The following is a 22493-nucleotide window of genomic DNA, read 5'->3' as shown; positions in this document are numbered from 1 at the left end:
AGTAAACAAATTAACCATTGAGCCCCGTGGCAAAAGGCTCTATATTGGCGGCGTTTTTTTCAGGCCCCTTCTGTTTTTTAACTTTTTATTCAATCGTGGCTCATAACGAAGCGGCGGTTGTAGGAGTGATATGATGACGGATAAAGTCCGTATTGACACCGTAGATGCCCACAAAAGCAACGAAACCTATCTGGCCCGTCAGGCCGAGTTTGAATCTAACGTCAGGAGTTATCCGCGCAAACTGCCTTTAGCCATCACTAAAGCAGAAGGCGTGTGGATCACCGATGCAGATAATAAAGAATACCTTGACTGTTTAGCAGGTGCAGGGACCCTTGCGCTTGGCCATAACCATCCTGATGTGCTGAAAAGCATCCAAAATGTCATTACCAGCGGCTTGCCGTTACATACTCTGGATCTGACAACGCCTCTGAAAGACGCGTTTTCCGAATACCTGCTCTCTCTGCTGCCTGGCCAGGGCAAAGAGTACTGCCTGCAGTTCACCGGTCCATCCGGTGCTGACGCCGTTGAAGCAGCGCTGAAGCTGGCGAAAAAAGTGACCGGCCGTAGCGGTATCATCAGCTTCTCTGGTGGTTACCACGGCATGACCCACGGCGCACTGTCCGTGACCGGCAACCTGTCTCCGAAAGAAGCGGTAGACGGTATGATGCCAGAAGTGCAGTTCATGCCTTACCCGCACGAATACCGTTGCCCGCTGGGTATCGGTGGTGAAGCGGGCGTGAAAGCGCTGACTTACTACTTCGATAACCTGATCAACGACGTTGAAAGCGGCGTGCGTAAACCTGCTGCGGTGATCCTGGAAGCGGTTCAGGGCGAAGGCGGCGTGAACCCGGCTCCGGCTGAGTGGCTGCAGCGCATCCGTAAAGTGACTCAGGAACACGGCATTCTGCTGATCCTCGACGAAGTTCAGGCTGGCTTTGCCCGTACCGGTAAATTCTTCGCCTTCGAACACGCGGGCATCGAGCCAGACATCATCGTGATGTCTAAAGCAGTCGGTGGCGGTCTGCCGCTGGCCGTACTCGGTATCAAAAAGCAGTTCGACGCATGGGCGCCAGGTCACCACACCGGTACCTTCCGCGGCAACCAGCTGGCGATGGCAACCGGTCTGACGACGCTGAAAATCCTGAAAGACCAGAACATCGCAGGCAAAGTGGCGGCACAGGGCGAATGGCTGAAAGGCCAGCTGAAAGAGATGGCGAAACGTTATCCGGTTATCGGTCACGTTCGCGGTCTGGGCATGATGATCGGTATTGAGATCGTTAAGCCGCACGAAGCCGCTGACCACATGGGCTGCTTCCCGGGCGACGGCGAGCTGTCTGCACTGATTCAGAAGAAGTGCTTCGAAGCCGGTCTGATTCTGGAGCGCGGTGGTCGTAACGGTATCGTTCTGCGTCTGCTGCCTTCTCTGCTGATCAGCGATGAAGAGCTGAAGATCTTCCTGGATAAATTTGAGCAGGCACTGCTTGCTGCGGGCGTTCGCCCGGCGTAACCGGAGTTATTGATTACGATGTCTGATTCAAACCCAATTTTGTTCTCCTCTGCGCAGAGCATTGAAGCTTACCAGCAGGCGATTGAACAAAGCACTCAGGCTGTGATGCAGTGGCTGAAACAGCCTGAGATGTACCAGGGCAAAACGGTCGCGGAACTGCGCGACCGTATTAAGCTGGATTTCAACCCGAAAGGGCTGGGCAACGAAGCGGCGATTGAACGCGCCGTGGAGTTCTTCCTGAAAGACAGCCTGTCCGTTCATCACCCGCAGTGTGTGGCGCACCTGCACTGCCCAAGCCTGGTCGTAAGCCAGGCGGCGGAAGTGCTGATCAACGCCACTAACCAGAGTATGGACTCCTGGGATCAAAGCCCGTCCGCAACCATCATCGAGATCAAACTGATCGAGTGGCTGCGTACCCGCGTGGGTTATCAGGCTGGCGACGCCGGTGTCTTCACCAGCGGCGGAACCCAGAGCAACCTGATGGGCCTGATGCTGGCGCGCGATGCGTTCTTTGCGCGTCAGGGTCACTCCGTTCAGCAGGACGGTCTGGTGGGCGATCTGCGTAAGATCCGCGTACTGTGCTCTGAAAACGCGCACTTCTCCGTGCAGAAAAACATGGCGCTGATGGGTCTGGGCTACCAGTCCGTGGTGCAGGTGAAAACGGACGAATTCTCCCGCATGGATCTGACCGATCTGGCGGCGAAAATCGAACAGTGCAATGCGAACGGCGAGCAGATTCTGGCGATCGTCGCAACGGCAGGTACCACCGATGCCGGTGCTATCGATCCGCTGCGCGCCATTGCTGAACTGGCGGCGAAGCAGAACATCTGGGTACACGTTGATGCGGCCTGGGGCGGCGCGCTGCTGATGTCTGAGCAGTATCGTCACTACCTGGACGGCATTGAGCTGGTGGATTCCGTCACCCTGGACTTCCACAAGCAGTTCTTCCAGACCATCAGCTGCGGCGCGTTCCTGCTGAAAGAAGCGCGCCACTATGAGCTGATGCGCTATCAGGCGGCTTACCTGAACTCTGAGTTCGACGAAGAAGCCGGCGTGCCGAACCTGGTCTCCAAATCTCTGCAGACCACCCGTCGTTTCGACGCGCTGAAGCTGTGGATGAGCCTGGAAGCGCTGGGTCAGGAGCAATACGCGGCGATCATCGATCACGGCGTGACCCTGGCACAGCAGGTTGCGCCGTACGTGAAAGCGCAGCCTGCGCTGGAACTGGTTATGCAGCCGCAGCTGGCAAGCGTGCTGTTCCGCTTCCGTGGCGAGGTGCAGGCAGATGATGCCGGTATCGCCCTGCTGAACCAGAAAATTGGTGATGCGCTGCTGGAATCCGGCCGTGCAAACGTCGGCGTGACCGAGCATAACGGCGTGACCTGCCTGAAGCTGACGCTGCTGAACCCAACCGTGACGCTGGAAGATATCAAAATCCTGCTGTCTCTGGTTGAGCGCACCGCGCAGGAAGTTCTGGCTAAGTAATATAAAACCCCTCTCCCGCCGGGAGAGGGGTTATTCTTATAAGCCCGCCCACCACATCCTGATTTTTAATCCCCAGTAGCTCGTCCAGCCCGTTGTGGTACTGACCACGTTCCCCTTCGATACAATGACTAACGTCGGCGTCACGCTCACCTGCCACGCCTGCGACAGCGCACCGTTTTCATCGTTTATCACCGGCATTTTAAGCTGTTTCTTGTCAACCCAGCGTGCAAGCTTTGCGTTATCACCAGAGCGCATGGCGATACTCACCACGTTCCCGCCCTCTTCTGCCAGCTGATTAACCGCAGGCGTGGTGTAACGGCAAATGCTGCACCAGGTCGCCCAGACGTAGATCAGCAGCGGACGCTCCTGGCTGAGCGCCGCAATATCATGCATTTTTCCGTCGATGCTCGTCATCGGCGTTGCACTAAAACTGGCGGGGAGTGTCGGTTTTCGGTATTGATCAACTCCCCACGCCACGGCCAGCGTCAGCAGAACGAGTATTACCCCTTCCCGCGCCCAGCGGCGCAGTCGATTGATTTTGCGGTTATCCATTGTGACCTCGCGTTTTAACGAAGGTCATCTTAACGGGCAATACACCATCACGCTGTAAAGAAATGTCGCGCCAGGGTTACTCCCGGGTATAGCCATAGTCGTAAGCGCTATACCCCGAGTTGTAATAGAGCGCCGCCGATTTCACAATGTCATTGAGGATCACGCCATTCACCTTTACGTTCATCCGTTCCATACGCTTAAGGCTGGTCTCGATCTCTTTCACGCTGGTTTTACCAAAGCGGGCGACCAGCAGCGTAGTGGCTGCTGCTCTGGCGATCAGCAAAGCATCCGTCACGGCAAGCACAGGTGGAGTGTCGATAATCACGATGTCATACCGCTTTTCAATCTGCGCCATCACATCCTGGAAGCGATCACTCATGAGCAGGTCAACGGGATGCGTAGGTTGAGGTCCGCAGGTCAGTACATCAAAACCGCCTTTCTCAAAGCGTTGAACCGCCTCCTGCCACTCAACGGTTCCGTCGAGCACGCAGGACAACCCCCGATGATTGTTCAGCCTGAACACATTGTGGACATACCCTTTGCGCATATCCGCATCAACAAACAGCACCCGCTGTCCGGCCTGTGCCACAATCGACGCCAGTGAAGTACTGACCAGCGTCTTTCCGCAGTCCTGCGTGGGGCCAGACACCACGACAACCCGGTTTGCGGTATCCATCATGGTAAAATGCAAACTGGTGCGCAGCCCACGCATCGCCTCGACAAACGTATCAGCCGGACGGTCAATGGGCAGGAAAGGCACGTTGGATATCCTGTGCTTCCAGTGGGAAGTAAACAGGTTTCTCCTGCGCAGGTGCGTTTTTTTCCATAACCATACCGAGCGCGGAAGCGTTACCAGCAGCGGCATCCCGAATTCTTCAAGTTGTTCTGACGAGGTAATGCCCCGCTTGAAGGCGGAACGCACTAAAACCGTTCCGGCAGAGAGGAGCAGCCCTATCATCATACCAAACAGAGTGATGAGGGCTTTGCGCGGTTTGACAGGGGCCAGCTGCGTCACCGCCGGGTCTATGATCCGCACATTCCCGATAGCGCTGGAGCGCGAGATGCTCAGCTCTTGCTGACGCGTCAGCAACTGCATGTATACGGCGCGCCCGGATTCAACATCACGACTCAGGCGTAATATTTCCTGCTGCGTGGATGGCATTGAGGAGACGCGGCTATACAGGCGCGCGCGTTCCCGCTCAAGCGTTTGTTTTTTCTCCAGTAAAGCACGGTAGGTGGGATGGCCCTTTTTGAACAGCTGAGAGACCTCTGCCTCGCGAAACGTCAGCGCGTTAAGCTGATTTTCCACGTTAACCACCTGATCAAGAACCGACTTTGCCTCAAGAGATAAATCGACCGAATCGCTTTGCTCTCGATAAGCATTCAGTCGCGCCTCGGCTTCATCCAGTTCGCGACTGATTTTAGGTAACTGATCCTGTAAGAACGTGAGGCTACGGGAATCTTTAGCTTCCTGGCGCGCAATGTTCTGGCTGAGAAAATTTTCGGCAATCGTATTAAGTACCGTAGCGGTCTTGCCGGGATCGTCACCCGTTAACGTTAAGGTGATCATTCCACTCTGTTTCGACGACTCCACAACCGTCAGTCTGCTCTGAATGGCGTTGATCGCCTCAAGCCTGGTAACGATGCTGAGGGTAAACTGGGTTCCCGGTGCCGCATTGAGGGAGGTCACCAGAAGAGAGACGCCCTCTTTAAGTAGCGCTTTTCCAACAACGCCCTCAGCCTCAAGCGTTTGTCCCTCAAGACGATATCGCCCTTGCTCGAGAGCAGTGAGTAAAAGCGTTTGTGGATCCCCCTCCACAGACGGAATATTCAGCGAGCCAATCGTGATTTCAGCGGGGTTGCGCCCGTGAACGTGCTCCCAGAAAGCCCCAATGACGGGGAACAAGCGCCTATTAACCTCGTAGGTCAGCCCTAACCGATCAACGGTCTGTCCGAGGACCATCCGTGATTTAAGGAGTAAAAGTTCTGGAGCGACATCGGGTGAGAGATCGGATCTGAGCGAGGTCAGGTTCTTGAGCAGCGCGTTGCCCTGCTTCGCTTCGACCTGCACCAGGGCATCAGCCTGATAAACCGGCGTGACGCTGAAGGCGTAGATTCCCGCACATACCGTGAACAGAAGCGTAACACACGCGATCATTACCCGGTGATCGAACATCTCAGCAAGCAACTGAATGAGATCCATTTCGTTATTCTGCGGTGTCGCAGCACTATATTTGTCTGATTTAGAAGACGACATTACGGCTTCATTCCTTGTTAACTCAAACGACGAGCCCATTCCTGACTGGCTTTCCCCAATTGCCCGAAAACATATTCAAAGGCTTCACGGCTTTTGCGATACGGGTCGGGAATGTCCTGGGTTTCCAGCCATTGTCCAAATAGCAGCGATTTTCCCCGGTTCTCCGGGGCCATTGTGGCAATAAAACGAAGGTGTTCCGGCTCCATCACCAGAATCAAGTCGGACTGTTGCAACAGACTGCACGTCACCCTGCGGGCAACGTGCCCCTCCAGCGAAAGGCCGTGACGCAAGGCCACAGCCTGCGCACTCGCATCCGCCGGGCGTCCTTCTAGTCCGAAAATACCTGCAGAGGTAACCTGCCTGCCGGGTAATTGCTGACGCAATAGCCGCTCACCAATGGGTGAGCGGCAAATATTGCCGGTGCAGACCACTAAGATTGAATGGAACATGACTACGGCCACGATCGGATGTTACGAACGGTTTCGGTCAGGTCATGTACGCCGCTGATGGTGGGCACCAGTTGGGAGATCACGCGATTCCAGCGCGATAGCGGTGCCGTGGTGACGTAGACAATGTCATACGGCTCAAGCTGGAATTCCGTACCCAGCACCATGGCTGAAGCATCTTCCGCATTCAGCTGATAGATATTGGCGATTTTGTCGGTGTCACCTTTTTTCGATACCTGGCGAATAACAAAAATGCCGGTTGCATCGGCCATATTTTGGTTAAGCCCCCCGGCATTGCCCAGGGCCTCGGCCAACGTCATGCCGCTACGATCCATCTTAAGGGTGCTCTGTTTCACCACCTCGCCCATTACGAACACTTTCAGCGCGTCGTTCCGGGGAACAAACAGGATATCGCCAGGATAAAGCAGCTTATTTTGGGTCAAATCGCCATGCTGCATCAGGGCATAGAGTGAGAGGTGGGCGTCCTGTCCATTATGTGTGAGCACGACGTTACGCCAGTCGGCATCCGCCGAGAGCCCACCCGCGGCGTTAATCGCATCCATCACCGTCAGCGGAATATTGGTTATCGGCTGTTGACCCGATTTTTCCACCTCTCCGGTGACGTAGGCTTTTTGTGAACGGAAGGAGGCTACGCTGACGTCCACCTGCGGGCTCTCAATGACGCTATCCAGTCGAGCCGTAATCTCTTCACGTACCTGTGAAACCGTTTTTCCTGCCACCCGCAGTTTACCGACATAGGGATAAAAGAGCGTACCGTCAGCGTTGACCCAGTTGCCTGTATCGCTCGCGCTACGATATTGTCCTGCGGGCGTTGTTAATTCAGGGTGATCCCAGACGGTGACCGTCAGGATGTCGCCTGCACCAATACGGTATTCCCAGTTTTTGATCTGCTTGTCCAGATTAGGATTTGCCTGAGATTTCGACACGGGCGGACGCAGTTTTTCAATCCACTCCGGCGTCAGCGGAAAAATTTCCACGCGCTTATCAAGCTGATAATTTGCCTCTTTCGCCGAAATAACTTTCTTACCTGACACACTTAAGTTCTGACCAGGTGAAAAAACACACCCTGTTAACTGACTAATACTGAGAAATAACAGCGAAAATGCAGTTGTACTTTTCATTAATATAAATATTTCTTTTTAACGTTGCGTTTATCGTTAAGCCTGTAAAAAGACCCAATCCAACCCCATGAAATGTAATCAATTATGCTTATGAGAGATGAACTTCCTGCCCTTATAAAACACACCTCACCCGCGCTTTAAAAAACAGATCCTATACTCGACCTGGTTAAAAAAACGGATGTCAGCACGCTTCATCCGGAGGCAATATTAAATGCTCTTCAGAGAGAAAGCATTCGCCTCGCTTTCTAACTTTGATATGGAAAGTTATTTTCAGAATTAATTAATGAAATGATAAATATTAAAAATATAATGCATCGACAATATTCCCGACACTGATAAACATCACGCAATTGGGCTACACAAAACCGTCCACTTTTGTTACATTTTTTTTCAAACATACCCTGCGTTGATACTTAAAATGGACTGTCTGCTTCGCTTTCGACGTCCCGCAGACGAAAAGTATCTGTAACGATATCACTGGAGAAAAAATGGCTAAGCGTAAACTGCTGCTTCTGGGTGTATTACTGTCTCTGGCGGGATCCGCATTCTCTGCCCCGCAAACGGCCGCTGCACCCTCCGGCATCAAGGCCTATGAAGAACAAGAGTTCATCGCTGACTTCACGAAATTCAAGATTGGCGACACGGCGCCGGCGCAGTATCAAACGCCGGAGTACACCATCAAACAGTACCAGCTGCGTAACCTGCCGGCCCCGGATGCCGGAACCCACTGGACCTACATGGGCGAGAACTACGTGCTGATCGGCGATGCGGACGGCAAAATCTACAAAGCCTATAACGGAGATATTTTCTATCACCGCTAAGACCATTCTGATCCGCCCCTGGCAGGAAAGCGATCGTCCTTTCCTGCGCACGCTCTTTCTCCACGCCCGGCGTGAGGCCTGGCCATGGCTGGACAGTTCAGACTGGCAGCTTGAAGACTTTGACGCGGCCACCCGTGACGAAGTGATTTGGGTTGCCACGCAGAACGGCCATCGCCTGGGCTTTGCCTCCGTCTGGGCGAACGATAATTTTCTGCACAACCTCTTTGTTGACCCGCAGTATCAAAGCCACGGCGTCGGGAAAATGCTTCTGGAACAGGTGCAGAAGACGTTTACCAGTACAGGTTCGCTTAAGTGTCTGGTGAAGAATGCGCGGGCTGTCGCGTTTTACCAGCGGCACGGCTGGCACATTGAGGCGACGGGGGATTCTCCGGAGGGAGAGTATTATTTGATGCACTATCGGCTTGGGTAAAGTCAGGTGGCGCTTCGCTTACCTGACCTACAAAACCGTATTTCGTAGGCCGGGTAAGGCGAAGCCGCCACCCGGCACTAAGCGAAGAGGTATTACACCGCGCGGAACGCGATTTCGCCCGGGATGACTTCGCCCTGCCAGTAAAGCTGCGCCGCAACGCGTCCCGCCAGCTGACGATACATCTCTGCAAATTCGCTGTCCGGACGGCTGACGACCGTCGGCTTGCCGCTGTCCAGATCTTCACGCAGGGTAATGTGCAGCGGCATCTGTCCCAGCAGTTGGGTGTGATACTTCGCAGCCAGTTTTTCTGCCCCGCCCGTACCGAAGATAGGTTCGTGGTGACCGCAGTTGCTGCAGATGTGCATGCTCATGTTCTCAACGATACCGAGCACCGGCACTTCCACCTTCTCGAACATCACGATGCCTTTTTTGGCGTCGATCAGCGCGATATCCTGCGGCGTGGTCACCACAACGGCACCCGTCACCGGAATGTTCTGCGCCAGCGTGAGCTGGATGTCACCGGTCCCCGGCGGCATGTCCAGCACCAGATAATCCAGCTCCGGCCACATCGTCTCCTGCAGCATCTGCAGCAGCGCTTTGCTGGCCATCGGGCCGCGCCAGACCATGGCGTTATCGTCAGTCACCAGGTAACCGATGGAGTTGGTCGCCAGACCGTGCGCCATGATCGGTGCCATGTGGGTGCCGTCCGGTGAGGTTGGACGCTGGTTTTCCGCGCCTAACATATTTGGAATAGACGGACCGTAGATGTCAGCATCCAGAATACCGACCTTTGCCCCTTCCGCTGCCAGCGCCAGCGCCAGGTTTACGGCGGTAGAGGATTTCCCCACCCCGCCCTTGCCCGAGCTGACGGCAATGATGTTTTTCACGCCGTTGACGCCAGGCTGGTTTTTCACGCGCTTCAGCGTGGCGATGCTGTGGCTCAGCTTCCAGTCGATCGCCTTCGCGCCGGTAATGCGCAGCAGCTCGGCGCTGGTCTGCTCTTTCAGCGCGTCAAAGGCGCTGGTCCAGACGAACGGCATCTGCAGCTCAACGTGCAGCGTGTCGTCCAGCCAGGCAACGTGGTGTAACGCTTTCAGCGTAGTGAGATTGTGCTTCAGGGTTGGATGCTGAAAGTTAGCCAGCGTCCCGGCGACCATTGCTCGTAAGGCTTCCGGTGATTTGGCCTGGGATTGAGAACTCATCCCGACTCCTTTGTTCTTGTGAATAAGACCTTAGATGAACAAGTTTACCTGAAAGGCCGTGGTTTGTGCTTACTTAATAATGCCCCTTTTGGTAATATCAAAAACCCTTTTCACAGTTAAAAGAAGTAATGCCTACTATGACTCAAGTCGCGAAGAAAATTCTGGTAACGTGCGCACTGCCGTACGCCAACGGCTCAATCCACCTCGGCCACATGCTGGAGCATATCCAGGCTGATGTCTGGGTCCGTTACCAGCGAATGCGCGGCCACGAGGTTAACTTCATCTGTGCGGACGATGCCCACGGCACGCCGATCATGCTGAAAGCACAGCAGCTGGGGATCTCCCCGGAGCAGATGATTGCCGAAATGAGTCAGGAGCATCAGACCGATTTTGCTGGCTTTGACATCAGCTATGACAACTATCACTCCACGCACAGCGACGAAAACCGCGAGCTGTCGGAGCTGATCTACACCCGTCTGAAAGAGAACGGTTTTATCAAAAACCGCACCATCTCTCAGCTGTACGATCCGGAAAAAGGCATGTTCCTGCCGGACCGCTTCGTCAAAGGCACCTGTCCGAAATGTAAATCCCCGGACCAGTACGGCGATAACTGCGAAGTGTGCGGCGCGACCTACAGCCCAACCGAGCTTATCGAGCCGAAATCCGTGGTTTCCGGCGCCACGCCTGTGATGCGTGACTCCGAGCACTTCTTCTTTGACCTGCCGTCCTTCAGCGAAATGCTGCAGGCATGGACCCGCAGCGGCGCGCTGCAGGAGCAGGTAGCGAACAAGATGCAGGAGTGGTTCGAATCCGGCCTGCAGCAGTGGGATATCTCCCGCGATGCGCCGTACTTTGGCTTCGAAATCCCGAACGCGCCGGGCAAATACTTCTACGTCTGGCTGGACGCGCCAATCGGCTACATGGGCTCCTTCAAGAACCTGTGCGACAAGCGTGGCGACACCGTCAGCTTCGACGAATACTGGAAGAAAGACTCCACTGCCGAGCTGTACCACTTCATCGGTAAAGACATCGTTTACTTCCACAGCCTGTTCTGGCCGGCCATGCTGGAAGGCAGCAACTTCCGCAAGCCAACCAACCTGTTTGTTCACGGCTACGTGACGGTGAACGGCGCCAAGATGTCCAAGTCCCGCGGGACGTTCATCAAGGCCAGCACCTGGCTGAACCACTTCGACGCGGACAGCCTGCGCTACTACTACACCGCGAAGCTCTCTTCCCGCATCGACGATATCGACCTGAACCTGGAAGATTTCGTGCAGCGCGTGAACGCGGACATCGTGAACAAGGTGGTGAACCTGGCGTCCCGTAACGCGGGCTTTATCGCCAAGCGCTTTGACGGCGTGCTTTCTGCCGAACTGGCCGATCCGGTGCTGTATAAAACCTTCACCGATGCCGCCGCTGCGGTTGGCGAAGCCTGGGAAAGCCGTGAATTCGGTAAAGCGATTCGTGAAATCATGGCGCTGGCCGACGTTGCCAACCGCTATGTGGACGAGCAGGCCCCGTGGGTGGTCGCGAAACAGGAAGGCCGTGACGCCGACCTGCAGGCGATCTGCACCATGGGTCTGAACATGTTCCGCGTGCTGATGACCTGGCTGAAGCCGGTTCTGCCGCAGCTGGCAGCCCGCGCTGAAGCGTTCCTGAACACCGAACTGACCTGGGATGCTATTCAGCAGCCGCTGCTCGGCCACAAGGTGAACACCTTCAAGGCGCTGTACAACCGCATCGAGATGAAGCAGGTTGAAGCCCTGGTGGAAGCATCCAAAGAAGAAGTGAAGGCGGCTGCGGCACCGGTCACCGGCCCGCTGGCGGACGATCCGATTCAGGAAACCATTACCTTTGACGATTTCGCCAAAGTCGACCTGCGCGTGGCGCTGATCGAGAACGCGGAGTTTGTGGACGGCTCTGACAAGCTGCTGCGCCTGACGCTGGATCTGGGCGGCGAGAAGCGCAACGTCTTCTCCGGCATCCGTTCTGCCTATCCGGATCCGCAGGTGCTGATCGGCCGTCAGACCGTGATGGTGGCGAACCTGGCGCCGCGTAAAATGCGCTTCGGCATCTCTGAGGGGATGGTGATGGCCGCAGGCCCTGGCGGGAAAGATATCTTCCTGTTAAGCCCTGACGAAGGCGCGAAGCCGGGTCAGCAGGTGAAATAACAAAAAAGCCGGAGATTATCTCCGGCTTTTTTTTGCCCGGCGGCGCTACGCCTGCACGGGCCTACGGGTTTTGTAGGCCGGGTAAGGCGAAGCCGCCACCCGGCTAAACATCACGCCTTCGGGTGATGCACCCGGTGGGTCAGCCCGCGCAGGAAATTACGCAGAAACTGGTCGCCGCACTCGCGGTAGTTTTTATGATCCGGTGCGCGCATCATGGCGGTCACTTCCGGCACGGATACGCGGAATTTTTGCTCGGTCATGATCGCCACGATATCGTCCGTTTTCAGCGAGAACGCGATACGCAGCTTTTTCAGCACCGTGTTGTTGTTCACCCGACGCTCCAGCGCCAGCTCTGGCGCGGCCGGATCTTTGCCGCGCTTATCGTAAATCAGGCCGTTCAGGAAGCCCGACAGAATGATATCAGGACAGCGGACAAACCCCTCTTCGTCTTCTTTGGTCATCCACGTGTCAAAACTCGCAGACGTGGATTCCATGTCGGACAGCGCAAGAATGCGCACCATGTCGTTATTGTTCGCTTTCAGGGTGTAGCGCAGGCTACGAAGAATATCGTTACTTAGCATAGAGCCTTCGAATGTCGATGATGCAATGGCGCGCAGTGTACCAGCTTTACAGCCCAATCGCCTCTTTCAAACTCTTCAGGTAGCGGCGGCTGACCGGGACGGTTTGCCCGGCGCGCAGCACCAGCTCGGCCTGGCCGTTATCTTCCAGGCGGATCTCCTTCAGATGCGCCATATTCACCAGGTACTGGCGGTGACAGCGAATCAGCGGCGTGCGGCTCTCCAGCGTGCGCAGGGTCAGCTCGGTAAACCCTTCGTTCCCTTCCGCGCTGGTAACAAATACCCCGCTCAGGCGGCTGCTGACAAAGGCCACATCATCCATCTGCAGAAGATAGATCCGGCTGTGCCCGGTGCAGGGAATAAACTTCAGCGGCTGCTGGTTCTCCGCCAGCAGCGTGACGTCCTGCACGGTGCGCTCCTGGCGTAAACGGTTGAGCGTTTTATCCAGACGCTTCTCTTCAATCGGCTTGAGTAAATAATCAAACGCATGCTCCTCAAAGGCCTTAACGGCATATTCGTCGAACGCCGTCAGAAACACGATGTAGGGACGATGTTCCGGGTCAAGCATGCCGACCATCTCCAGCCCGCTGATGCGGGGCATCTGAATATCGAGGAACAGCACGTCCGGGCGCAGCTTGTGCACCGCGCCGATAGCCTCAATGGCGTTGGCGCATTCCCCCACAATCTCAACATCCGGCTGCTCCTGCAGCAGAACGCGCAGGTTTTCCCGTGCCAGCGGCTCGTCATCCACAATCAGCACTCTTAACATGCGTTTTCCTCCAGCGGCAGTCGTACGGTAATACGGGTAAATCGGTCGGGCTCGCAGGCGACGGTAATGCCACAGTCGTCGCCAAAATGGGCGCGCAGACGTTTATCCACCAGGCTCATCCCTAATCCGCCGGAGGCGGAAGGCTGATAAAGCCCGGCATTATCTTCAATATCCAGCACCAGGTGATGGTTGAATCGGCTGGCGGCAATGGTTATCTCCCCCCTTCCCAGCAGCTGTGATGTACCGTGCTTAATGGCGTTTTCGACAATCGGCTGCAGGGTAAAGGCCGGAAGATGCTGATACGCCAGCTCGTCCGGCACGGAGAGAGACACCTGCAGACGCGACTGGAAACGCGCCTGCTCAATCTGCAGATAGGCATTCACGTGCTCAATCTCATCGGCGAGGGTCACGATCTCCGACGGCCGCTTCAGGTTCTTGCGGAAAAAGGTCGACAGAAACTGCACCAGCTGCGCGGCCTGATCGCTGTCGCGGCGGATCACCGCTTTAAGCGTATTGAGGGCGTTGAACAGGAAATGCGGATTGACCTGGGCATGCAGCAGCTTAATCTCCGACTGCGTCAGCAGGGCTTTCTGCCGCTCATACTGCCCGGCGAGGATTTGCGCGGACAGCAGCTGGGCGATCCCCTCCCCCAGCGTGCGGTTGATGGAGCTGAACAGACGTTTTTTCGCCTCATACAGCTTGATGGTGCCCATCACCCGCTGATTCTCGCCGCGCAGCGGAATCACGAGCGTGGAGCCCAGCTTGCACTGGGGATGCAGCGAACAGCGGTAAGGCACTTCGTTACCGTCGGCATACACCACCTCGCCGGTTTCGATGGCGCGCAGCGTATAGGCTGAGGAGATCGGCTTGCCCGGCAGATGGTGATCGTCGCCCGTACCGGTAAAGGCCAGCAGCTTTTCCCGATCGGTTATCGCCACCGCGCCGATATCCAGCTCCTTGTAGAGCACCTGGGCCACCTTCATGCTGTTCTCTTCGTTGAACCCCTGGCGCAGGATCCCTTCCGTCGAGGCGGCAACCTTCAGCGCCGTGGCGGAAAAGGCCGAGGTGTACTTCTCAAACATGGCGCGCTTGTCGAGCAGAATGCGCATAAACAGCGCCGCGCCCACGGTATTGGTCACCATCATCGGAGCGGCAATGCTGCTGACCAGGTGCAGCGCATCCTCAAACGGACGGGCAATCAGCAGAATGATCGCCATCTGCGCCATTTCGGCCACAAAGGTAATGGCACCGGCGGTCAGCGGACTAAATACCTTGTCCGGGCGACCGCGCTTAATCATATAGCTGTGCACCAGACCGCCGAGAAGCCCTTCAACGATCGTGGAGATCATACAGCTCAGCGCCGTCATCCCGCCCATGGAATAGCGATGCAGCCCCCCGGTTAAGCCAACAAGCCCCCCGACGACGGGACCGCCGAGCAGCCCGCCCATCACCGCGCCGATAGCGCGCGTATTGGCAATAGAGTCTTCGATATGAAGACCAAACCAGGTCCCCATAATGCAGAATATGGAAAATACGACGTAGCAGAGGAATTTGTGCGGCAGACGGACGGTGACCTGCATCAGCGGGATAAACAGGCGCGTTTTGCTCATCAGCCAGGCAATGACCAGAAACACGCACATCTGCTGAAGCAACAGCAGCACCAGGTTAAACTCGTACATACTCAAAACCGCACACGCTAAAAAACGCGTAACATACACGGATGCGGCTCAACTTTCTTTGAAGCATCCCAAAAAAGCGCAAAATCGTGCCCGTTATCACACCTTTTTCAGAATATCGCATACGCTTCGCATTCTTTGCGTAAAAAACAATCAATTCTTCCTGGTTCGGCAAAGTGGGTCTACAGTTAAGCTGGGGACGCGTAAGCCAGGGGGCGAATATGGCGCTTTACACGATCGGTGAAGTGGCACTCCTTTGTGATATCAATCCCGTTACCCTACGGGCGTGGCAGCGACGGTATGGATTACTCAAACCGCAGAGGACCGACGGTGGGCATCGCCTTTTTAATGATGACGATATCGACCGCATTCGCGAAATCAAAAGCTGGATCGACAACGGCGTGCAGGTTGGGAAAGTGAAGTCCCTGCTGAGCCACGACGACCCGGATACGCAACATCTCTGGCGCGAACAACAGGAAACCCTGCTGCGGCTCCTGCAGGCGGGCAACCTGCAGCGCCTGCGTGGATGGATAAAAGAGCAGGGTCGCGATTATCCGGCGCAGACGCTGATCTCCCATCTTTTCATTCCGCTCCGGCGACGCCTGCAGTGCCAGCAGTCCACCCTGCAGGCGCTGCTCAGCATGCTCGACGGCGTGCTGATCAACTACATTGCCGTCTGCCTTGCCTCAGCGAAGAACAAAGCCGGAAAAGATGCGCTGGTTGTCGGCTGGAACGTACACGACACCACCCGCCTGTGGCTGGAAGCGTGGATTGCCACCCAGAAGGGCTGGCGCGTGGATGTTCTGGCGCACTCGCTGGCGCAGCTCAGACCTGAGTTTTTCGACGGCCAGACCCTGCTGGTCTGGTGTGGCGAAGTGCCGTCCGCCTCGCAGCAACAGCTGCTGACGGAATGGCGTGAGAATGGTTACCCGGTCTATTCCCTTGGTCCGGATGAGCCATAACGGCATTTAATGGTTCATTAACAGCTGCGCTTCACCGTATAATTGTTCCGTTAACAACAGGAGCACATGATGAAGGCAACCAAACTGGCCATTATTACCCTTTTTGTCCTGATGGCCGTAAGCGGTATCGGCGGCGTGATGCTGGCAGGGTACTCGTTTATTGTTCGCGGCGGTGTCGGCTGAGGTACAGCGCCAGCCGCTCAAAAGCGCGATCGACGACGATTGCCGCCAGCGCAACCAGCAGCGCTCCCTGCACAATATACGCCGTATTAAACCCGCTTAAGCCGATAATGATCGGCGTGCCCAGCGTATTAGCGCCGACCGTCGACGCAATGGTCGCCGTCCCAATGTTAATGATGACCGACGTGCGGATCCCGGCAATGATAACCGGTGCCGCTAGCGGCAGTTCAACCTTGCGCAGCCGCTGACCGCGACTCATCCCCATCCCTTCCGCCACGCTCAGCACGGACGCAGGTACCGCCGCGAGGCCCGCCAGCATGCCCTGCAGCACCGGCAATACGCCGTACAGAATCAGCGCAATGATGGCAGGCTGTTGGCCAAAGCCCATCACCGGCACCGCTATCGCCAGCACCGCCACCGGGGGAAATGTCTGTCCGATGGCCGCAATCGTCTCCACCAGCGGGCGAAACTCCCGGCCCGCGGGCCGCGTGACCGCGATGCCCGCCCCCACGCCCAGCACAACCGCGATGGCGCTTGAGAGCGCCACCAGCCAGAGATGCGCCAGGGCGAGATTAATGAAGCTCTCCTGCTGATACACCGGCCGCGGCAGCCCGGGAAAGAGACTGTTAAACAGCGCCGCGCTGTGGGGCATCAGAAACAGTAAGCCGACAAAGAGCGCTACCAGCCAGAGAAGCGGATCACGCAGTGCCTTCACGCGTCACCTCCCCGGCCAGCAGATCGCGAAAGTGTAAGGTGCCGCACGGCGCGCCCCGGGCATCAGAAACGGGCAATACTTCGCACTGGCGCGCGACAAACGCGGAGAGCGCATCCCGCAGGCTCATCTGCGCCTGCAGCGGTTCGCCGCTCACCGGCGCCGCCTCCCGACGCATATAGTCGCTCACCGTTCGCAGGGAGAGCAGCCTGACGCCCAATTCGCTGCGGCCAAAAAACTCGCGCACAAAGTCGTTCTTCGGCCAGGTTAACAGCTCAAGCGGCGAGCCCTGCTGCACCACTTCGCCATGATCCATCAGTACCAGATGGTCGGCCAGGCGCAGGGCTTCATCAATATCGTGCGTCACGAGAACGATCGTGCGTCCGAGAATGCGGTGAATGCGGGTCATCTCCGCCTGGAGCGCGCCGCGCGTGACCGGATCCAGCGCGCCGAAGGGTTCGTCCATCAGCAGCACCTGCGGGTTGGCCGCCAGCGCGCGCGCCACGCCCACGCGCTGCTGCTGCCCGCCGGAAAGCTGGTGCGGATAGCGGTCGCGCAGCGCGGGCTCTAGCCCCAGCAGAGCCATCAGCTCATCAACACGTTCGGCGATTTTCGTCCGCGACCATTTTTCCAGCTGCAGCACGGTGGCGATGTTCTGCGCCACCGTCCAGTGCGGAAACAGGCCGATAGACTGTATGGCATAGCCCATCCGACGGCGCAGCTCCAGCACCGGCAGGCTGCGGATCTCTTCCCCGGCAAAGCGAATCAGCCCGCTGTCATGCTCAACCAGCCGGTTGATCATCTTCAGCGTGGTGGACTTGCCCGACCCCGAGGTGCCTATCAGCACGGAAAACGCCCCCTCGGCAAAGTTCAGGTTCAGGTGGCTCGCCGCGGGGCGACCGGCAAAGGTTTTACTGACATCATGAAATTCAATCATTGGCTCTTCTCCCGAGCAGCGCGAGCCATAAGGCAAACAGTGCGTCGACGACCACCGCCAGCGCAATCGTGGGCACCACGCCCAATAACACCAGATCCAGGGCACTGCTCAGCAGCCCCTGGAAGACCAGCGCGCCAAAGCCGCCCGCGCCAATCAGCGCCGCAATCACCGCCATGCCGACGGTCTGGACCGCCACCACCCGCAGGCTGCGCAACAGCAGAGGCAGCGCCAGCGGCAGCTGAATTTTCCAGAAACACTGCCGCGCGCTCATTCCCATCGCATGGGCGCTTTCCAGCACGTCAGGTGCGACCTGGCCTAAGCCTGCGACCACGCCGCGCACCAGCGGCAGCAGGGCATACAGCACCAGCGCGATAAGCGCGGGCGTTAATCCCGTTCCGGCTATTCCCAGCATTCCCAGCGCCGGAAACGACTTCACCAGCCCGGCCAGCGGCGCAATCAGCAGGCCAAACAGCGCGACGGAAGGAATGGTCTGGATAACGTTGAGCACGGTAAAAACCCCGCCCTGGCGTGAAGGATGGCGATAGCACCACATGCCAAGGGGGATCCCAACCAGAAGCGCCGGAAAGAGCGTACCGAAGAGGATCGTCAGGTGCTGCGCGAGGGCATCATCAAACACCTCCTGACGGTTGGCGTACTCTTTTAACAGCGAGAGGTTGTTCAGCTCACCGCTGAACAGCAGGAGTAAAGGAATACACCATATCTGCGCATTGAACACCCATCGCCAGACGGCGCTGGGGATGAGTCGACGAATCGCATCGCTGCAGGCCAGCAGGCAGAGCGCCAGCCACAGCCACAGGCCGCTGCCGATAGTGGTTCTCGCCAGCGGACTTTCCGCCGAGGCCATATGCGTCGCCGCCAGCCCGGCGCTCCAGAACAGGAGAATAAACAGCCCTTCAGAGAGAAGCAGCATCAGCCACTGGGCCAGGCGTCCCTGCCAGAGCGACAGGATCACCCACGCGCCCAGCGCCGCCGCCAGCCACCCCGGCGTAAACGACCAGACCTGCCAGAGCGCTTTTCCCTCCCCCGACATCAGGCGGTTTGGGGCAACGTTGACAAACGGTAACGCGACCGCCGCGATGGCCACGCAGGCCAGCAGCAGCAGGACGCGGTTATGACATTTTATTGGCACAGCCTTTTCCCGTTACTTCACAAGCCCTTGTTGTTTCAGGAAGTCGGCGGCCACTTTTTTGGCATCCAGCCCCTCGACGGCAATGCTGGCATTCAGCTGCTGCAGCGTTTTTTCATCCAGCTTTTCGAAGACCGGTTTGAGCCATTCTGCAATGTCCGGGTACGCTTTCAGCACCACCTCACGCACCACCGGGGTCGGCGCGTAAATTGGCTGTACACCTTTTGGATCGGTCAGGGTCTGCAGGCCAAGCGCCGCCACCGGGCCGTCGGTGCCGTAGGCCATGGCCGCGTTCACGCCGGAAGTTTGCTGTGCCGCCGCTTTGATGGTCACCGCGGTATCCCCGCCCGCCAGCGAGAGAAGCTGCGCCTGGTCGAGCTTGAAGTCGTAGGCTTTTTCAAACACGGGCAGCGCGTCAGGACGCTCGATAAACTCCGCCGACGCCGCAAGCTTAAAGTCGCCCTTCTCTTTCAGGTAGCGGCTGAGATCCGCCAGGGTAGTCAGCTTCCCTTTCTCCGCCACGTCCTTGCGCACGGCGATAGTCCAGGTATTGTTGGCCGGTGCCGGGGTCAGCCAGACCAGTTTGTTCTGTTCCGCGTCGAGTTTTTTGACTTTCTCATACCCGGCTTTGGCGTTTTTCCATGCCGGATCGTTTTCATCTTTGAAGAAGAATGCGCCGTTGCCGGTGTATTCCGGGTAGATATCCAGCTCGCCGGAGGTAATCGCGCCGCGCACGACGGGCGTGGTGCCGAGCTGGACTTTATTGACCGTTTTCACGCCGTGGCTTTCCAGCACCTGCAAGATGATATTGCCGAGCAGCGCGCCCTCGGTATCGATCTTCGAACCCACTTTTACCGGCTCCGCCGCCTGTAACGGCAGGCTCAGCGCCGCCAGTAACACCGCAGATCCCAACATCCCCTTTGCAATCGTCATTCCGCTATCCTCATTTTTTTGCTGCCTTTTTCAGAGGCTTGAGAGAAAAGCGTAGCTTAAAACGGCGGAATTAACCGTCAAAATGCCTTTTTAGCATAAGGTAAGACGCCTCCCCCGCAGGACGGGGGGAGGCAAAGGAGGGAAAGGTTACAGCAGCTCGAACTCGCCTTTATTCACGCGGGCGGAGTCCATGCCGATAAAGACGTTAAATTTGCCCGGTTCCGCATCGTATTTCATCTGCTGGTTCCAGAACTTCAGCGCATCCACGTCGATCGGGAAGCTGATGGTTTTGGTTTCCCCCGGCTTCAGCGTGACCTTCTCGAAGCCGCGCAGCTGTTTCACCGGACGGCTCATCGACGCGGTGACATCCTGCACGTACATCTGGATCACCGTAGCCCCTTCGCGCTTGCCGGTGTTGGTCACCTCAACGCTGGCGGTGACCTTGCCGTCACGCTTCAGGGTCGGCGCCGACATTTTCACGTCGGAGACCTTGAAAGTGGTGTAGCTCAGGCCGTAACCAAACGGATAGAGCGGGCCGTTAGCTTCGTCGAAGTAGCGAGAGGTGTACTTGTTCGGCTTGTCGGCGTTGTACGGGCGACCGGTATTCAGGTGGCTGTAGTACACCGGGATCTGCCCGACGGAGCGCGGGAAGGACATCGGCAGCTTGCCCGACGGGTTGTAATTGCCAAACAGCACGTCGGCGATGGCGTTACCGCCTTCGGTACCGGCGAACCAGGTTTCCAGAATGGCGTCAGCCTGCTGGTCTTCCTTCACCAGCGCCAGCGGACGACCGTTCATCAGCACCAGCACCAGCGGCTTGCCGGTGGCTTTCAGGGCGGCGATCAGATCGCGCTGGCTCTGTGGAATGGTGATATCGGTTCGGCTGGAGGCTTCGTGCGCCGTACCCTGCGCTTCACCCACGACCGCAACAACGACGTCAGACTGCTTCGCGGCGTTCACCGCCTCGTCAATCATCTCCTTCGGCGTGCGCGGATCGACCTTCACCGCTTCCTCGTACTGGTTGAGGAAGGTCACGATGTCTTTATCGTTGGTGACGTTCGCCCCTTTGGCGTAAATCACTTTGGCGTTTTCACCAACGGCACTCTTGATACCGGTCAGCACGGTCACGGACTGGTCAGCCACGCCCGCGGCAGACCAGCTGCCCATGACGTCGCGCTTGCTGTCGGCCAGCGGACCCACCACGGCAATGGTGCCGGATTTTTTCAGCGGCAGCGTGTCGAGGCGGTTCTTCAGCAGCACCAGGCTTTCGCGCGCGACGTCACGCGCCTCTTTGCGGTGCAGGCGGCTTTCGGCATTGGTATCTGCCCGGTCGGAGTCTTTCGGACCCAGGTGGCTGTACGGATCGTTAAACAGCCCCATGTCGTATTTCACGTTCAGCACGTGACGGGTGGCATCGTCCAGCTCCGCCATCGTCACCTTGCCGCTCTTCACCAGCCCCGGCAGATACTTGCTGTAATACTCGTCGCTCATGCTCATGTTGATGCCGGACTTGAGCGCCACGCGCACCGCGTCTTCCGGATCGGAGGCGGTACCGTGTTTGATCAGCTCTTTAATCGCGCCGTGGTCGGAAACGGTAATGCCCTTAAAGCCCCACTGGTCGCGCAGCACGTCTTTCAGCAGCCAGGAATCAGAGGTTGCAGGCGTGCCGTTCAGCGAGTTCAGCGCCACCATCACCGCGCCGCTGCCCGCATCCAGCCCTGCCTTGTACGGCGGCATGTAGTCGTTGAACAGGCGCTGCGGGCTCATGTCGACGGTGTTGTACTCTTTACCGCCCTCCACCGCGCCGTAGGCCGCAAAGTGTTTGACGCTGGTCATCACCGAGTAGCGGTCCGCCGGGCTTTTGCCCTGCATCGCTTCCACCATGGTTTTACCCATCGTGGAGGTTAAATACGTATCTTCACCAAAGCCTTCCGAGCCGCGGCCCCAGCGCGGATCGCGCGAGACGTCCACCATGGGCGCCCATGTCATGTTCAGCCCGTCGTCCGCCGCTTCATAAGCCGACACGCGCCCGACGGTTTTCACCGCGTCGAGGTTAAAGGAAGACGCTAAGCCGAGGCTGATGGGAAAGACGGTTCGCTGGCCGTGCACCACGTCATAGGCAAAGAACAGGGGAATTTTCAGGCGGCTGAGATCCATCACCTGGTCCTGCATCTTGCGGATATCCTGGCGGGTGACGGTATTAAAGATGGCCCCTACCTGCCCGTCTTTGATCATCTCGCGGATGGCCTCTTTCGGGTTATCCGGGCCGACGCTGATCAGACGCAGCTGGCCGATTTTCTCATCGACCGTCATTTTCTTGAGCAATTCCGTGACAAACGCGTCCCGCGCTTCAGGCGTGAGCGGGTGATTGCCAAACAAATCCTCTGCCAGCGCAGGTTGCAGCGCCAGGCTGACGGCGACACCTACAGAACATAGCCATTTCATGTCGTTTTACTCTCTCATCAATAACCGCCGGACGATCTCGGCCATACCGTGCGAAAAGCGCAGTGTGCCACAAACCCTCCGATCGTTGCAGGGTTATTCTCTGATTTTTCTCGTGAATACTCGACCGCTTAACAGTTAATC

20 protein-coding genes are annotated in these 22493 nt (G+C 57.2%); 7 read left to right on the top strand and 13 right to left on the bottom strand.

The window, feature by feature from the left end; genetic code table 11:
- The first annotated feature begins 130 nt into the window (after positions 1-130).
- Together ACOTXF_RS08125 and ACOTXF_RS08120 are read left to right on the top strand one after the other, a co-directional pair.
- Positions 131-1507 carry a diaminobutyrate--2-oxoglutarate transaminase gene (locus tag ACOTXF_RS08125; protein WP_014884533.1) on the top strand — a complete coding sequence of 459 codons (1377 nt, stop codon included), beginning with the start codon at positions 131-133 and terminating at the stop codon, positions 1505-1507.
- 18 nt (positions 1508-1525) lie between these two features.
- Positions 1526-2992 carry an aspartate aminotransferase family protein gene (locus ACOTXF_RS08120; RefSeq protein WP_316937065.1) on the top strand — a complete coding sequence of 489 codons (1467 nt, stop codon included), beginning with the start codon at positions 1526-1528 and terminating at the stop codon, positions 2990-2992.
- Between the two features lie 36 nt (positions 2993-3028).
- Here the strand turns inward: ACOTXF_RS08120 and ACOTXF_RS08115 are convergent, their stop codons facing one another.
- The 4 genes from ACOTXF_RS08115 to ACOTXF_RS08100 form a co-directional block, all read right to left on the bottom strand.
- Positions 3029-3544 carry a protein disulfide oxidoreductase gene (locus ACOTXF_RS08115; RefSeq protein ID WP_023325651.1) on the bottom strand — a complete coding sequence of 172 codons (516 nt, stop codon included), beginning with the start codon at positions 3542-3544 and terminating at the stop codon, positions 3029-3031.
- A gap of 76 nt (positions 3545-3620) precedes the next feature.
- Positions 3621-5801, bottom strand: coding sequence for a polysaccharide biosynthesis tyrosine autokinase (locus ACOTXF_RS08110; protein ID WP_047747599.1), 2181 nt, complete (start codon positions 5799-5801; stop codon positions 3621-3623).
- Between the two features lie 17 nt (positions 5802-5818).
- The gene (locus tag ACOTXF_RS08105; RefSeq protein ID WP_021241484.1) at positions 5819-6250 is read right to left on the bottom strand and encodes a protein-tyrosine-phosphatase; all 432 of its coding nucleotides are present in this window, start codon (positions 6248-6250) and stop codon (positions 5819-5821) included.
- Between the two features lie 2 nt (positions 6251-6252).
- A complete protein-coding gene (locus tag ACOTXF_RS08100; RefSeq protein ID WP_045372638.1) occupies positions 6253-7389 on the bottom strand; it encodes a polysaccharide export protein in 1137 nt (378 codons plus the stop codon).
- A 488-nt stretch (positions 7390-7877) separates the two neighbouring features.
- On the opposite strand from ACOTXF_RS08100, the gene ACOTXF_RS08095 reads away from it, so the two are divergent.
- Together ACOTXF_RS08095 and ACOTXF_RS08090 are read left to right on the top strand one after the other, a co-directional pair.
- Positions 7878-8210, top strand: a complete 333-nt coding sequence (locus tag ACOTXF_RS08095) for an RcnB family protein (protein ID WP_008500887.1) — start codon at positions 7878-7880, stop codon at positions 8208-8210.
- Positions 8155-8640, top strand: a complete 486-nt coding sequence (locus tag ACOTXF_RS08090) for a GNAT family N-acetyltransferase (protein WP_008500888.1) — start codon at positions 8155-8157, stop codon at positions 8638-8640. The genes ACOTXF_RS08095 and ACOTXF_RS08090 overlap by 56 nt, the downstream gene beginning before the upstream one ends.
- Positions 8641-8732: 92 nt before the next feature.
- On the opposite strand, the gene apbC is transcribed toward ACOTXF_RS08090, so the two are convergent.
- On the bottom strand, positions 8733-9842 hold the full coding sequence (gene apbC, locus ACOTXF_RS08085; protein WP_047747600.1) for an iron-sulfur cluster carrier protein ApbC: 1110 nt from the start codon (positions 9840-9842) through the stop codon (positions 8733-8735).
- A 137-nt stretch (positions 9843-9979) separates the two neighbouring features.
- On the opposite strand from apbC, the gene metG reads away from it, so the two are divergent.
- Positions 9980-12013, top strand: a complete 2034-nt coding sequence (gene metG, locus ACOTXF_RS08080; protein ID WP_039025047.1) for a methionine--tRNA ligase — start codon at positions 9980-9982, stop codon at positions 12011-12013.
- Positions 12014-12123: 110 nt separating this feature from the next.
- Here the strand turns inward: metG and ACOTXF_RS08075 are convergent, their stop codons facing one another.
- The 3 genes from ACOTXF_RS08075 to ACOTXF_RS08065 are packed head-to-tail and all read right to left on the bottom strand — an operon-like array spanning position 12124 to position 15039.
- Positions 12124-12594, bottom strand: a complete 471-nt coding sequence (locus ACOTXF_RS08075) for a DUF1456 family protein (protein ID WP_008500891.1) — start codon at positions 12592-12594, stop codon at positions 12124-12126.
- Between the two features lie 46 nt (positions 12595-12640).
- Positions 12641-13360 (bottom strand): two-component system response regulator BtsR, encoded by a 720-nt coding sequence (btsR, locus tag ACOTXF_RS08070; RefSeq protein ID WP_047747601.1) that lies wholly within the window; start codon positions 13358-13360, stop codon positions 12641-12643.
- Complete coding sequence (locus tag ACOTXF_RS08065) at positions 13354-15039, bottom strand: LytS/YhcK type 5TM receptor domain-containing protein (RefSeq protein WP_421635259.1); 1686 nt, start codon at positions 15037-15039, stop codon at positions 13354-13356. The genes btsR and ACOTXF_RS08065 overlap by 7 nt, the downstream gene beginning before the upstream one ends.
- 218 nt (positions 15040-15257) lie before the next feature.
- Here ACOTXF_RS08065 and mlrA point away from each other — a divergent pair, with 218 nt between their 5' ends.
- On the top strand, positions 15258-15998 hold the full coding sequence (gene mlrA / locus ACOTXF_RS08060) for an HTH-type transcriptional regulator MlrA (RefSeq protein WP_008500894.1): 741 nt from the start codon (positions 15258-15260) through the stop codon (positions 15996-15998).
- Between the two features lie 69 nt (positions 15999-16067).
- Positions 16068-16181, top strand: coding sequence for a protein YohO (locus ACOTXF_RS08055; RefSeq protein WP_008500895.1), 114 nt, complete (start codon positions 16068-16070; stop codon positions 16179-16181).
- On the opposite strand, the gene ACOTXF_RS08050 is transcribed toward ACOTXF_RS08055, so the two are convergent.
- The 5 genes from ACOTXF_RS08050 to bglX form a co-directional block, all read right to left on the bottom strand.
- Positions 16156-16893: an ABC transporter permease gene (locus ACOTXF_RS08050; protein ID WP_047747602.1), complete on the bottom strand. Its 738-nt coding sequence runs from the start codon at positions 16891-16893 to the stop codon at positions 16156-16158. The two genes, ACOTXF_RS08055 and ACOTXF_RS08050, sit on opposite strands and share 26 nt — an antisense overlap.
- Entirely contained in the window at positions 16877-17827 is a 951-nt protein-coding gene (locus ACOTXF_RS08045; protein WP_008500897.1) for an ABC transporter ATP-binding protein, read from the bottom strand. Before ACOTXF_RS08045 ends, ACOTXF_RS08050 begins: the two co-directional genes overlap by 17 nt.
- On the bottom strand, positions 17820-18977 hold the full coding sequence (locus tag ACOTXF_RS08040; RefSeq protein ID WP_047747603.1) for an ABC transporter permease: 1158 nt from the start codon (positions 18975-18977) through the stop codon (positions 17820-17822). The genes ACOTXF_RS08045 and ACOTXF_RS08040 overlap by 8 nt, the downstream gene beginning before the upstream one ends.
- 12 nt (positions 18978-18989) lie before the next feature.
- Positions 18990-19907: a glycine betaine ABC transporter substrate-binding protein OsmF gene (osmF, locus tag ACOTXF_RS08035; RefSeq protein ID WP_232926857.1), complete on the bottom strand. Its 918-nt coding sequence runs from the start codon at positions 19905-19907 to the stop codon at positions 18990-18992.
- A 147-nt stretch (positions 19908-20054) separates the two neighbouring features.
- Positions 20055-22352, bottom strand: coding sequence for a beta-glucosidase BglX (bglX, locus tag ACOTXF_RS08030; RefSeq protein ID WP_232926858.1), 2298 nt, complete (start codon positions 22350-22352; stop codon positions 20055-20057).
- Between the last annotated feature and the right edge of the window lie 141 nt (positions 22353-22493).

The sequence above is a fragment of the Enterobacter cloacae complex sp. IR53041 genome, from assembly GCF_049238285.1.
Taxonomy (GTDB): domain Bacteria; phylum Pseudomonadota; class Gammaproteobacteria; order Enterobacterales; family Enterobacteriaceae; genus Enterobacter; species Enterobacter roggenkampii.
The sequence above is the reverse complement of the archived record's forward strand: the minus strand, read 5'-3'. Positions and strand labels throughout refer to the sequence as shown.